This window comes from Streptomyces sp. NPDC006733 (genome assembly GCF_040636125.1).
Taxonomy (GTDB): Bacteria; Actinomycetota; Actinomycetes; order Streptomycetales; family Streptomycetaceae; genus Actinacidiphila.
Map to the genome: position 1 here is coordinate 22,612 of NZ_JBEYJD010000034.1, position 12,399 is coordinate 35,010.

General features: G+C 72.8%; 11 protein-coding genes. 7 read left to right on the forward strand and 4 right to left on the reverse strand.

The window, feature by feature from the left end; translation table 11 throughout:
• The first annotated feature begins 52 nt into the window (after positions 1-52).
• The 4 genes from ABZ721_RS27485 (at position 53) to ABZ721_RS27500 (ending at position 4,117) form a co-directional block, all read left to right on the forward strand.
• On the forward strand, positions 53-1,030 hold the full coding sequence (locus ABZ721_RS27485; protein WP_358791400.1) for a substrate-binding domain-containing protein: 978 nt from the start codon (positions 53-55) through the stop codon (positions 1,028-1,030).
• 143 nt (positions 1,031-1,173) lie between these two features.
• Complete coding sequence (locus ABZ721_RS27490) at positions 1,174-2,310, forward strand: Ig-like domain-containing protein (protein WP_358791401.1); 1,137 nt, start codon at positions 1,174-1,176, stop codon at positions 2,308-2,310.
• Positions 2,311-2,357: 47 nt separating this feature from the next.
• Entirely contained in the window at positions 2,358-3,272 is a 915-nt protein-coding gene (locus ABZ721_RS27495; protein WP_358791402.1) for a sortase, read from the forward strand.
• Positions 3,273-3,289: 17 nt separating this feature from the next.
• Positions 3,290-4,117 carry a phosphate ABC transporter ATP-binding protein gene (locus ABZ721_RS27500; protein WP_358791403.1) on the forward strand — a complete coding sequence of 276 codons (828 nt, stop codon included), beginning with the start codon at positions 3,290-3,292 and terminating at the stop codon, positions 4,115-4,117.
• A 25-nt stretch (positions 4,118-4,142) separates the two neighbouring features.
• Here the strand turns inward: ABZ721_RS27500 and ABZ721_RS27505 are convergent, their stop codons facing one another.
• From ABZ721_RS27505 to ABZ721_RS27515, 3 genes are all read right to left on the reverse strand, one after another.
• Positions 4,143-5,825: a phospho-sugar mutase gene (locus tag ABZ721_RS27505; protein WP_358791404.1), complete on the reverse strand. Its 1,683-nt coding sequence runs from the start codon at positions 5,823-5,825 to the stop codon at positions 4,143-4,145.
• Positions 5,826-6,043: 218 nt separating this feature from the next.
• On the reverse strand, positions 6,044-6,853 hold the full coding sequence (locus ABZ721_RS27510; protein ID WP_358791405.1) for a purine-nucleoside phosphorylase: 810 nt from the start codon (positions 6,851-6,853) through the stop codon (positions 6,044-6,046).
• A 145-nt stretch (positions 6,854-6,998) separates the two neighbouring features.
• The gene (locus tag ABZ721_RS27515; protein ID WP_138352192.1) at positions 6,999-7,436 is read right to left on the reverse strand and encodes a gamma-glutamylcyclotransferase; all 438 of its coding nucleotides are present in this window, start codon (positions 7,434-7,436) and stop codon (positions 6,999-7,001) included.
• A 63-nt stretch (positions 7,437-7,499) separates the two neighbouring features.
• Between ABZ721_RS27515 and ABZ721_RS27520 the strand changes: the two genes are divergently transcribed.
• Positions 7,500-8,948 (forward strand): NAD(P)H-quinone dehydrogenase, encoded by a 1,449-nt coding sequence (locus tag ABZ721_RS27520; protein ID WP_358791406.1) that lies wholly within the window; start codon positions 7,500-7,502, stop codon positions 8,946-8,948.
• 160 nt (positions 8,949-9,108) lie between these two features.
• Positions 9,109-10,047: a DeoR/GlpR family DNA-binding transcription regulator gene (locus ABZ721_RS27525; protein WP_358791407.1), complete on the forward strand. Its 939-nt coding sequence runs from the start codon at positions 9,109-9,111 to the stop codon at positions 10,045-10,047.
• A 135-nt stretch (positions 10,048-10,182) separates the two neighbouring features.
• On the opposite strand, the gene ABZ721_RS27530 is transcribed toward ABZ721_RS27525, so the two are convergent.
• Complete coding sequence (locus ABZ721_RS27530) at positions 10,183-10,770, reverse strand: helix-turn-helix domain-containing protein (RefSeq protein WP_358791408.1); 588 nt, start codon at positions 10,768-10,770, stop codon at positions 10,183-10,185.
• Positions 10,771-10,900: 130 nt separating this feature from the next.
• On the opposite strand from ABZ721_RS27530, the gene ABZ721_RS27535 reads away from it, so the two are divergent.
• Positions 10,901-12,328: an MFS transporter gene (locus ABZ721_RS27535; protein WP_358791409.1), complete on the forward strand. Its 1,428-nt coding sequence runs from the start codon at positions 10,901-10,903 to the stop codon at positions 12,326-12,328.
• Positions 12,329-12,399 lie beyond the last annotated feature (71 nt).

A 12,399-nucleotide genomic window follows, 5' to 3' on the forward strand; every position in this document is an offset into this window, starting at 1 on the left:
GATTTTGCTTGAGCGTCCATTCGGTATTCCGTTCATTCGGAGGAGAACAGAAGTGAACGTCAAGTCCCGCGCTCGTATCGGCTTCATCACCGCCACTGCCGCCCTCAGCCTCGCCGCCCTGGCCGTCCCCGCCTCGGCCAACCCGCCGGCCGGCGAGTACCGGCAGCTCGCCGGTGTCGGTTCCGACACCACCCAGGACGTGGTGAACGGTCTCGGCGACGTCGTCACGAACGCGAGCGGCAAGATCATCGCCTCTTACGACGCGACCGGAACGTCCCCCCTCAAGACGCGTGCGGTGGGCTGTGACACCCTCGCCCGCCCCGACGGTTCCGGGGCCGGCATCGCCGCCCTGAACAACGCCGTGGACAACTCCACCGGCTGCCTCGACTTCGCCCGCTCGTCGAGCGGCCCGTCGGACACCAGCACCACGGACCTGACCTTCATCCCCTTCGCGAAGGACGGCGTCACCTACGCCACGCGCTCCTTCAGCGCACTGCCGACGAACCTCACCAAGACCCAGCTGACCGACATCTACAAGTGCACGCTGACCTCGCTCAACGGGGTGACGATCCAGCCCCTGCTGCCGCAGACCGGCTCCGGTACGCGGAAGTTCTGGCTGAACACCCTCGGCCTGACCGACGCCACGATCGGCTCGTGCGTCAACGGCACCATCCAGGAGAACAACGGCCTGGCGCTCACCAACAACAGCCAGATCATGCCGTACTCGATCGCCCAGTACATCGCGCAGGGCAAGAGCCTGCCGAACGTGCCGAACCGCCGTGGTTCCGCCGTGCTGCGCAACGTCAACGGGGTCGCGCCGACCACGTCCGGCGTCCTGAACACCGCGTTCCCGATCGTGCGTGACGTCTACAACGTCGTCCCGACCGCGAAGCTGACGGACGCGCTCATCTCCTCCACCTTCGTCGGCTCCACGTCGAAGGTCTGCGCCCAGACCACCGTCATCCAGAACTACGGCTTCGGCTCCCTCGGCACCGCCTGCGGCGCCACCACCGTCAAGGGCGAGAAGTAACCGCCGCGCCCGGCATCCCACTGTTGTCGACCCTGATCTGACACCTCACCCCGCGTGACGGCCGGGCGCCCTCCAGGCGCCCGGCCCTCCGTCCGTCCCGCACCCGTCCTGGCCCCAGCACATCCCTTGGGGGGATCGCCACCATGATCACCATCGCTCCACGAAGAGTCCCGGCCGCCCTGCTCGCCCTGGCGGCGCTCCTCCTCACCACGGCGGCGGCCCTGTTCGGCGCGGCTCCGGCGGCGCACGCCGGGCCCGCCGCGAGCGCCGGCAGCATCGCGCTCACCCCGGCCGGCGGCGAGCTCACCTCCGATCCGTTCATCACCTCCCTGCGGACGTCCGCCGCGTGCCCGGCGGGCTTCGGCGCCTCCGCGGCCCTGCAGTTCGTCCTGCCGGACGGCTCCGCCGTCGTCATCCCCGGCGCCCGCGAGTCCGGCGGCTTCGACACCGGGCCGTTCACCCTCACCTACGACGCGATCGGCGGGACGCTGGCGGACGTCCTCGGCGTGCCGGTCACCGACGGCGACCACGAGCTGCGCGTCACCTGCTGGAACGGCACCGGGGACGCGGCGCCCGCCGCCTTCTCCACGACCATCACCAGCACCGGCGACACCTGGACCGTCACGTCGCAGGCCGTGCCGACCGCCACCACCCTGACCGTGAGCCCGGCGACCACCGCCGTCGCGGGCGCCGAGGTCACCCTGACGGCGGCCGTCGACCCGGCCACGGCCGTCGGCAAGCTCGCGTTCTTCGACGGCGCGACCGCGCTCGGCGAGGCCGACGTGGCCTCCGGTCAGGCCACGGTGAAGACCTCCGCGCTGGTCGCGGGCCCGCACGATCTGACGGCACGGTTCACGCCCACCGACCCGGCGGCGTTCGTGGCGTCCTCGTCGGCCGTCGTGGCGTACACGATCACCGCGGCGACGGGTTCGCCCTCGCCGTCGGGCACCGGGACGGGCTCTCCGTCCCCCACCGACACCGGGCTTCCGTCGCCCAGCGACACGGGATCGCCCTCGGCGAGCGCGACGGACACGGCGACCACGGGTGACACGACGTCCGGCGGCGGCACGTCGGGCGACGGCGGCACCGGCGGCGGTTCCGGCGGCTCGGGTTCGTCCGGCGGCGGCACGGGCGGGAACGGCAGCCTCGCGCACACCGGCGCCGGGTCGGCGCTGCCGCTGGGGCTGGCGGCCGCCGCGCTGGCCGTCGCGGGGGTGTTCTTCGTGCGGCACGCGCGACGCAGTGGGCTGCTGACGTTCGGCTCCCCGCGGCACCGCTGACGCGCCCGCCGCAGGCCCCCACCCCCACTTACCCAGGAGCGCACCCCGTGACCGTGCTTGCCCCGCCCCCGCCCGCGCTCGCGGCCCCCGAGCCCGCCGCCGACCCCCCGGCCGCCGCCCCGAGGGTCGCGTTCGCCGGGGCCGCGCTGTGCGTGCTCGCCGCGCTGCTGCTCGGCTTCGCCGCCAACCTGACGGTGGTGGGGCACCTGCAGCACGCGCGCGACCAGCGGACCGCGTACGACGATCTGCGGGCGCAGCTCGCCATGGGGACCGCGCCCGTCGGGCAGACCACGTTCGACGGCAAGCCGCTGGACGTGGGCGCGCCCATGGCGCTGCTGCGCATTCCGGCGCTCGGGACGAAGCAGGTCGTCTTCGAGGGGACCGCCTCGGGTGTGCTGCGGTCCGGGCCCGGACACCGGCGGGACACGCCGTTCCCCGGGCAGGCGGGCACCAGCCAGATCATGGGCCGGGCGTGGGGGTACGGGGGGCCGTTCAACGACATCGCGCGGCTCCCGATCGGTTCCGTGATCAGGGTGACGACCGGTCAGTCCACCGCCGAGTACCGGGTCACGGGGATCCGGCGGGACGGCGATCCGCTGCCCGCCGTCCTCGCCGCGGGCAAGGGGCGGCTGACGCTCGTCACCGCGACCGGCGGCGCCTACACCCCGTCCGGTGTGGTGCGGGTCGACGCCGATCTCGTGTCGGAGACGCAGCCGAGCCCGCCCCGGCCGCGCCGGGCCGGCTGGATCGAGGACGCCGAGAAGCCGCTCGGGAGCGAGAGCGGGGCCTGGCTGTCGGTCTACCTGTGGTCGCAGGCGCTGCTGGCGGCCGCGCTGCTCACCGTCTGGCTGCACCGCCGGTGGGGCCGGTGGCAGACCTGGATCACCGCCGTGCCGGTGCTCGCCGCGCTCGGGATCGCCGCTTCGGGCGCCGCCACCTGCCTGCTTCCCAACCTGCTCTGAGGACGGAGTCCACTCCTATGACCGACACCCAAGTACTTCCGGTGAGCAGCGAGACCGGCAGCGGGACCGGCGCCGCCGGTCTGCGGGCCGAGGCGGTCTCCGCCTGGTTCGGGGACCACAAGGTCCTGGACCGGGTCTCGCTGACCATGCCCGCGCGCCAGGTCACGGCCCTCATCGGACCGTCCGGCTGCGGCAAGTCGACCTTCCTGCGGGTGCTGAACCGGATGCACGAGCTGATCGGCTCCGCCTCGCTCGCCGGGCAGGTGCTGCTGGACGGCGAGGACATCTACGAGCGGGGGCGCCGCATCACCAGCGCGCGCCGGCAGATCGGGATGGTGTTCCAGAAGCCGAACCCGTTCCCCGCGATGTCGCTCTACGACAACGTGCTCGCCGGGCTGAAGCTCGGCGGCATCAAGTCCACCCGCGACGGGCGCGACGCGCTCGTCGAGGAGTGCCTGACGCGGGCCGGGCTCTGGAACGAGGTCAAGGACCGGCTGCGGCAGCCCGGCGGCGCGCTCTCCGGCGGGCAGCAGCAGCGGCTGTGCATCGCGCGGTCGCTGGCCGTGCGGCCGCGGGTGCTGCTGATGGACGAGCCGTGCTCGGCGCTCGACCCCACGTCGACCCGCCGCATCGAGGAGACGATCGCGGACCTCTCGTCCGAGGTCACCATCGTGATCGTCACCCACAACATGCAGCAGGCCGCGCGGGTGTCGGACTCCTGCGCGTTCTTCCTCGCCGAGCAGGGCACGCCCGGCGTGATCGTGGAGCACGGGCCCACGGACGCCATGTTCGGCGACCCGCAGGACCCGCGCACCACCGACTACGTCAACGGCCGCTTCGGCTGACAGCGGGCTCGCGGGCCCGCGCTCCTCAGATGCCGGCCGCCGCCGCCAGGTCCGTCTTCAGGGCGGCGAGGACGGTGTCCGCGGTGGCGCGGGCCTCGGTGAGGGTGGTGACCGGGACGACGACTTCCAGGTAGCACTTGATCTTGGGTTCGGTGCCGCTCGGGCGGACGATGACGCGGGCCGACCCGACGCCGGAGGCCGCGTCCCCCGCCAGGGTGTAGCGCAGGCCGTCGGTGGGCGGCAGCGCCTCGCTGCCCTCGGCGAGGTCCTCGGCGCGGTCGACGGTCAGGCCCGCGAGGACCGTCGGGGGCTTCTCGCGCAGCCGCGCCATGGCGTCCGCGATGAGCGAGAGGTCGGCGACGCGGGCGGAGAGCTGGTCGGTGGCGTGCAGCCCGTGGTCGAGCGCCAGGTCGTCCAGCAGGTCGTCCAGGGTGCGGCTGTGCTCCTTGAGCCCCGCGGCCAGTTCGGCGATGAGCAGCGCGGCGGTGATGCCGTCCTTGTCGCGGACCCCGGCGGGGTCGACGCAGTAGCCCAGCGCCTCCTCGTAGCCGTAGCGCAGCCCGTCGACGCGGGCGATCCACTTGAAGCCGGTGAGGGTGTCCTCGTAGGGCAGGCCGGCCGCGGCGGCGATCTCGGACAGCAGCGAGGACGACACGATGGAGGCGGCGAAGGTGCCCGTCGCCCCCTTGCGCACCAGGTGGACGGCGAGCAGCGCGCCGACCTCGTCGCCGCGCAGCATCCGCCAGCCGGACGCCGAGGAGCGGTCCGGGACGGCGACGGCGCAGCGGTCGGCGTCCGGGTCGTTGGCGATGACGATGTCCGGGCCGAGGGACTGCGCGGCCTTGAAGGACAGGTCCATCGCCCCCGGCTCCTCCGGGTTGGGGAAGGCCACCGTCGGGAAGTCCGGGTCCGGCTCAGCCTGCTCGGCGACGGGGGTCGGCGCGGGGAAGCCGGCGCGCGCGAAGGCGGCCGTCAGGACGTCGAGCCCCACGCCGTGCAGCGGCGTGTAGACCACGGACACGTCGCGCGGCCCGCCCGGTGCCACGACACCGGCGGCCCGGGTCAGGTAGGCGTCGATGACGTCCTCGCCGAGCACCTCCCAGCCGTCCGCGGCCAGGAGCACGTCGCCGAGCGCGCCGACCGCCGCGATCTGGTCGGCGATCTCCGCGTCGGCGGGCGGCACGATCTGGGAGCCGTCGCCGAGGTAGACCTTGTAGCCGTTGTCCTGCGGCGGGTTGTGGCTCGCGGTCACCATGACGCCCGCCACCGAGCCGAGGTGCCGTATGGCGAAGGCGAGGACCGGGGTCGGCAGCGGGCGGGGCAGCAGCGCCGCCCGCAGGCCCGCGCCGGTCATCACGGCCGCCGTGTCGCGCGCGAACTCGTACGACTTGTGGCGCGCGTCATAGCCGATCACGACGAGGCCGCCGGCCTGTCCCCGCGCCGTGAGGTACCCGGCGAGGCCCGCGGCCGCGCGGATGACGACGGAGCGGTTCATGCGCATCGGGCCGGCCCCGATCTCGCCGCGCAGCCCGGCGGTGCCGAACTGCAGCGTCCCGGCGAACCGCTCCTCAAGACCGGCCGCAGCCGCCTCGTCACCGGCCTCCACCGCCGCCAGGAGGGCCTCCAGCTCCGCCCGGGTGTCCGGGTCCGGGTCCTCGCCGAGCCAGGTCCGCGCGGCGTGCGTGAGCTGAGTCCTGTCGGTTCCCATAAGAGGCTCCTGATCGGGGGGAGGTGGGTGGTGTGCGGGTGGCGGCGCGAGCGCCGGAGTGCGCCGCCGGGCGGGCCTGTGCAACAAGCCTGCCCGGCGGCGGGGGCCTTCGACCCGTTCGGGCCGGACGACCCGCAGCGGACGTCATGAGCCGGACGCCGGGGGTCGGCCGCCGGGGGTCGGCCGCCGCGGGCCGGCCCCTCCGGCGGCCGGACGGCCTACAGCCGGCCGAGGACCTGGCCCAGGAGGCTGCCCATGCGGGTGGCGGACTCGCGGCCGGCCTCCAGGACCTCCGCGTGGTTCAGCGGCGCGCCCGTCATGCCCGCCGCCAGGTTGGTGACGAGGGAGATGCCGAGCACCTCGGCGCCCGCCTCGCGGGCGGCGATGGCCTCCAGCGTGGTGGACATGCCGACGAGGTCGCCGCCGATGGCGCGGACCATGCCGATCTCGGCCGGGGTCTCGTAGTGCGGGCCGGGCAGCTGGACGTAGACGCCCTCCTCCAGGGAGGCGTCCACCTCCTTGCACAGCGCGCGCAGCCGCGGGGAGTAGAGGTCGGTGAGGTCCACGAAGTTGGCGCCCACGATCGGCGAGGTCGCCGTCATGTTGATGTGGTCGCTGATCAGGACGGGCTGGCCGGGGCGGAAGTGCGGGCGCAGCCCGCCGCAGCCGTTGGTGAGGACGACGGTCTTGCAGCCCGCGGCGACGGCGGTGCGCACGCCGTGCACGACGGTGGCGACACCGCGGCCCTCGTACAGGTGGTTGCGGCCGAGGAAGACCAGGGCGCGGACGCCGCCGATCGTGACCGAGCGCACCATGCCGGAGTGGCCGGCGACGGCGGGGGGCGGGAAGCCCGGGAGCTCGGTGATCGGGAATTCGGCGTCGGCGGTGCCGAGCTGGTCGGCGGCGGGCACCCAGCCCGAGCCCATGACGAGTGCGACGTCATGGGTCTCGGCGCCGGTGAGCTCGCGCAGGCGGGCGGCGGCGGCATCGGCGGCGCCGTACGGGTCGGGGATAACAGAAGCGTTCACGCGCACGAGGGTATCCGGTTCCGGCCTACGCGCGTAGACGTCCCAGCGGAGCGTCTCCCGGATTTCGGATGATCCGCTGATTGACGCCCGTGCCGGAGGGTGGTTCCGACACCGTTCCGGCAGGGCGCGGAAGGGGGCGGAAGGGTCAGCAGGGGCGCTTGCGCAGCTCCATCACGTAGTCGTGGGGCGCGCCGCAGGACTCCGCCGCGTCCGCGATCTCACCGAGGTAGCGGGCGTTGGGCAGGCCGCCCTCGTAATCGTTCAGCACATACGTCCAGGCGGCCACCTCGCCGTCCAGCGTGTGCACCCGGACGGTCGTACGCCGGTAGATGCTCAGCGGTACGCCCTCCCAGCGGTCCATCGACTCCTCGTCGATCGGCGCGATGTCGTAGAGCCCCACGAAGACCTGCCGCAGCGGGTCCTCGACCAGGGTCGCCAGAGCGCCCTCCCAGCCCATCTGCTCACCGCCGAAGGTGAGCCGCCAGCCGTCCAGCCAGCCGGTGCCGCGCAATGGGGAGTGGGGGGCGCGGCGGGTCATGAGCCGCGCGTCGAGGTTGCCTGCGTAGGCGGCGTAGAGCGACATGAGGACGAGAGTACGGGAGGGAGGTGAGCCCCCTGTAAGTGAACGCTTGGCGCGTGCGGGACAATGGGGTACGTGACTCGGATCGTGATCATTGGCGGCGGACCCGGCGGATATGAGGCAGCTCTCGTTGCCTCGCAGCTCGGCGCGGAGGTGACCGTCGTCGACTGCGACGGTCTGGGCGGGGCGTCGGTCCTCACCGACTGCGTCCCGTCGAAGACTTTGATTGCCACCGCCGAGGTGATGACCACCTTCGATTCCTCGTACGAAGAGCTGGGCATCATCGTCGCGGACGACACCCCGCCGCTGGAGCAGGCGGCGCGTGTGGTGGGCGTGGACCTGGGCAAGGTGAACCGGCGCGTGAAGCGTCTGGCCCTGGCCCAGTCGCACGACATCACCGCGTCCGTCACCCGGGCGGGCGCACGCGTCATGCGCGGGCGCGGCCGGCTGGAGGGGTGCCAGACGGCGGGCGGCACCCGCTGCGTCGTCGTCGAGGCGGCGGACGGCACGTCGGAGACGCTGACGGCCGACGCGGTGCTCATCGCGACGGGCGCGCGCCCGCGCGAGCTGCCGGACGCGCAGCCCGACGGCGAGCGCATCCTGAACTGGACGCAGGTCTACGACCTGGACGAGCTCCCCGAGGAGCTCATCGTGGTGGGCTCCGGCGTGACCGGCGCGGAGTTCGCCGGCGCGTACCAGGCGCTCGGCTCGAAGGTGACGCTCGTCTCCTCGCGCGACCGCGTGCTGCCGGGCGAGGACCCGGACGCGGCCGCCGTGCTGGAGGACGTCTTCCGGCGCCGCGGCATGAACGTGATGGCGCGCTCGCGCGCCGAGTCCGCCAAGCGGGTCGGCGACCGGGTGGAGGTCACCCTCGCGGACGGCCGGGTCATCACCGGCTCGCACTGCCTGATGGCGGTCGGCGCCATCCCGAACACCACCGGCATGGGTCTGGAGGAGGCGGGCGTCAAGCTCAAGGACTCCGGCCACATCTGGACCGACAAGGTCTCCCGCACCTCCGCCCCCGGCGTGTACGCGGCCGGCGACGTCACCGGCGTCTTCGCCCTCGCCTCGGTCGCCGCCATGCAGGGCCGGATCGCGGTGTACCACTTCCTGGGCGACGCGGTCGCGCCGCTCAACCTCAAGACGGTCTCCTCGAACGTCTTCACCGACCCGGAGATCGCCACGGTCGGTTACACCCAGGCCGACGTCGACAGCGGCCGGATCGACGCCCGCTGCGTCAAGCTGCCGCTGCTGCGCAACCCCCGCGCCAAGATGCAGGGCATCAGGGACGGCTTCGTGAAGCTGTTCTGCCGGCCCGGCACCGGGATCGTCGTCGGCGGCGTCGTCGTGTCGCCGCGCGCCAGCGAGCTGATCCACCCGATCTCGATCGCGGTGGACAACAACCTGACCGTCGAGCAGATCGCCAACGCGTTCACCGTGTACCCGTCCCTGTCGGGCTCGATCGCCGAGGTGGCCCGCCAGCTGCACACCCGCAAGACCGCGAGCGAGCTCTGAGCCCCCGGTACACCGCGGAGTTGGCCGGGCGGTAGCCGGGTCGTGGCCGGGTGGTGGAGCCGTAAGGGCTCTACCACCCGATGGTCTCTTTTGTGCACGACTTCGGTTAAGTGGCGCAAACTGCTGAAAGCAGACGGTCGTTGGCGTTACTGTCAGTTCCGTGTTCGCTGCAGAACGTCGTCAACTGATCCTCGAAATGGTGCGCGCCAACGGAGCGGTCTCGCTCCGTGAACTCGCCCGTGTCGTCCAGACCTCCGAAGTGACCGTACGGCGGGACGTGCGCGCTCTGGAGGCCGAAGGACTGCTCGACCGCCGGCACGGCGGTGCGGTGTTGCCGGGTGGATTCACCAGGGAGTCCGGCTTCCCGCAGAAATCCCATCTAGCGACCGCGGAGAAGACGGCCATCGCCGACCTCGCGGCCGGTCTCGTCGAAGAGGGCGAGGCCATCGTGGTCGGCGCCGGGACCACCACGCAGGAGCTGGCCCGCCGGCTCGCGCGGATCCCCGGGCTGACCGTCGTCACCAACTCCCTGCTGGTGGCACAGGCGCTGGCACACGCCAACCGGGTGGAGGTCGTCATGACCGGCGGCACTCTGCGCGGCTCCAACTACGGTCTGGTCGGCAGCGGAGCGGAGCAGTCCCTCCAGGGGCTGCGCGTGTCGCGCGCCTTCCTGTCCGGTGCGGGACTGACCGCCGAGCGCGGTCTGTCGACGTCCAACATGCTCTCCGCGAGCGTGGACCGGGCGCTGGTGCAGGCGGCGGCCGAGGTCGTCGTCCTGGCCGACCACACGAAACTGGGCTCGGACACCATGTTCCAGACCGTGCCCACGGATCTGATCACACACCTGGTGACGGACGAACCGCCGCCCGGTGACGATCGCAGCGCGACCGAGCTCCAGGCCCTCGCGGACCGCGGAGTCCAGGTCGCCGTCGCGTCCCTCGTCGGGGCCGACGCCATCGCGGCCGGCCGGCCGCGCCGCGAGATGCCGATGCCGTCGCCCCGGAGGCACCCGCACCCGGGTCAGCCGCCGCTGCGCAGCGCGGCACCGCTCGCGGCCGACCAGCAGGCGGCCAGGATCGCCGACCTGCGCCGTCGCTAGGCCGTCGTCAGTACCCGCTGGGCACGCAACACGCAGGTCAGTACACGCAGGTCAGTACACGCAGGTCAGTACACGCAAGTCGGTTCACGCAGGTGGGACCCGGGCGCAGGACGCTTCCGACGCCCTGGACCCGGGTCACGCCTGTGCGGTGGCTTCCGCGACCCCCATGGCTTCCGCGACCCCCGCGGGGGTGCGCAGGCCGTCCAGGGCCAGGGTCATCAGGCGGTCGAAGATCGCCTGGCGCTCCGGGTCCTTCTCCGCGACGAGCACGATCGCGTTCGTCAGCTTGAGCAGGTCGGCGATGGTCGCGTCCGCACGCACCTCGCCGGCCCGCTGGGCGCGCTCCAGCAGCGCCCCGCCCGCCGCGCGCAGCGGCAGCTTGCACGCGACCATCTTCGCTTCGTCCGCGGCCATGATGGCCGCCGACAGCCCGCGGTACATCGTCGAGTGCACGGCGACCATCCGCAGCCACCGCACCAGCGCGTCGGTCGGCGAGTCCGCCGTCAGCAGTTCCTCCGCGCCCGCGGTCAGCAGCTCGACCTCCTGCTCGAAGACCGCGTTCATCAGCGCGTAGCGGTCGGGGAAGTGCCGGTAGAGGGTGCCGATGCCGACGCCCGCGTGGCGCGCGATGTCCTCCAGTGACGCGTCGGTGCCGTGCACGATGAAGGCCTGCCGGGCCTCGGCCAGCAACCGGTCGTAGTTGCGCTGCGCGTCTGCCCGCATCGCCACCTGCCTCCCAAGGTCCGATCCCGTGGTGCCGGGATCCCAGAATGACATTGTAGAACCGGAGGGTGCCTCCGTATAGTTAACGGAGGCACCCTCCGTTTTACTCTCCGCTGGAGGTCTACTCAGCATGTCCACGTCCTTGAGCACGGCTCCGGTCACCACCCCCGCCCCGACCCGGCGGCACCACCCCTTCCTCGCCCTCAGCGCCATCGTCGGCACCCAGCTCATGCTGCTGCTGGATGCGACCGTGGTGAACGTCGCGCTGCCGGGCATAGGCTCCGACCTGGGCTTCTCCTCCACCGGCATGTCCTGGATCCTGAACGTCTACATCCTGTCGTTCGGCGGTCTGCTGCTGCTCGGCAGCCGTATCGGCGACCTCATCGGCCGCCGCCGCGCCCTCGTCATCGGCGTGCTGGCCTTCACCATCGCCTCGGTGGCCGGGGGCTTCGCCACCGACCCGACGCTGCTGCTCGTCTCGCGCGGCGCCCAGGGAGCCGCCGCCGCCCTGGCAGCGCCCAGCACCCTCGCCCTGCTCACCACGACCTTCACGGAGACCACCGAGCGCAACCGCGCGCTCAGCGTCTTCTCCGCGATCTCCGGCGCCGGCTCCGCCGTCGGCCTGATCGTCGGCGGGATGCTCACCGAGTGGGGCTCCTGGCGCTGGGTGTTCTTCGTCAACATCCCCGTGGGGCTCGCCATCGCCGCCCTCGCCCCGCGCTACGTCGCCGAGACGGCCCGCCACCCCGGCGGCCGGTTCGACGTCGCCGGAGCGCTCACCGGCACCCTCGGCACGGCCTCGCTCGTCTACGCGTTCATCCGCGTCGCCGACCAGGGCTGGAGCGACTCCCAGGCGCTGACCACCTTCGCCGCCGCCGCGGCGCTGCTCGCCGCGTTCCTGGTCAACGAGGTGCGGGCCGAGCGGCCGCTGATCGTCCTGCGGCTGTTCGCCGACCGCAACCGGGCCCTGGCCTACGGCTGCATGCTGCTGATTCCCGCGGGCATGTACGGGGTCTTCTACTTCACGACCCAGTTCCTGCAGGGCGTGCTGGGGTACAGCCCGCTGCGCACCGGCCTCGCCTTCCTCCCGCTGGCGCTCCCGCTCTTCGCGGCCGCCCGCACCGCCCCGCGCGCCCTGGCCCGCTTCGGCGCCAAGCGCGTCGCGTCGACCGGCGCCCTGCTCTCGCTGAGCGCGACGGTGTGGCTCTCACAGCTCGACGCGGGCGCCGGCTACCTGACCGCGCTGGTCGGTCCACTGACCCTGATCGGGGTGGGGATGGGCTTCACGATCATGCCCCTCAACACCCTCATCCTGACGCAGGTGCAGCCGCGCGACGCCGGTTCGGCGTCGGGGCTGCTGCAGACGATGCAGCAGATCGGCGCCAGCCTCGGGCTGTCGATCCTCGTCACGGTCTTCGGCACCGCCTCCCGGGACGCCGGCGGCAGCCCGCAGGAGGTCTTCGCGGCGGGTGCGTCCGCCGCCTTCACAGCCGCCGCGGCCTTCACCGGCCTGGCGCTGCTGCTGGTGCTGGCCGTGCGGACCCCAGCGAAGCGCTGACGGGGCCGGGGGACGAGAATGCCGGGCGGGCCCGATCGGGCCCGCCCGGCATCGTCAGGTGCTCCGACCGC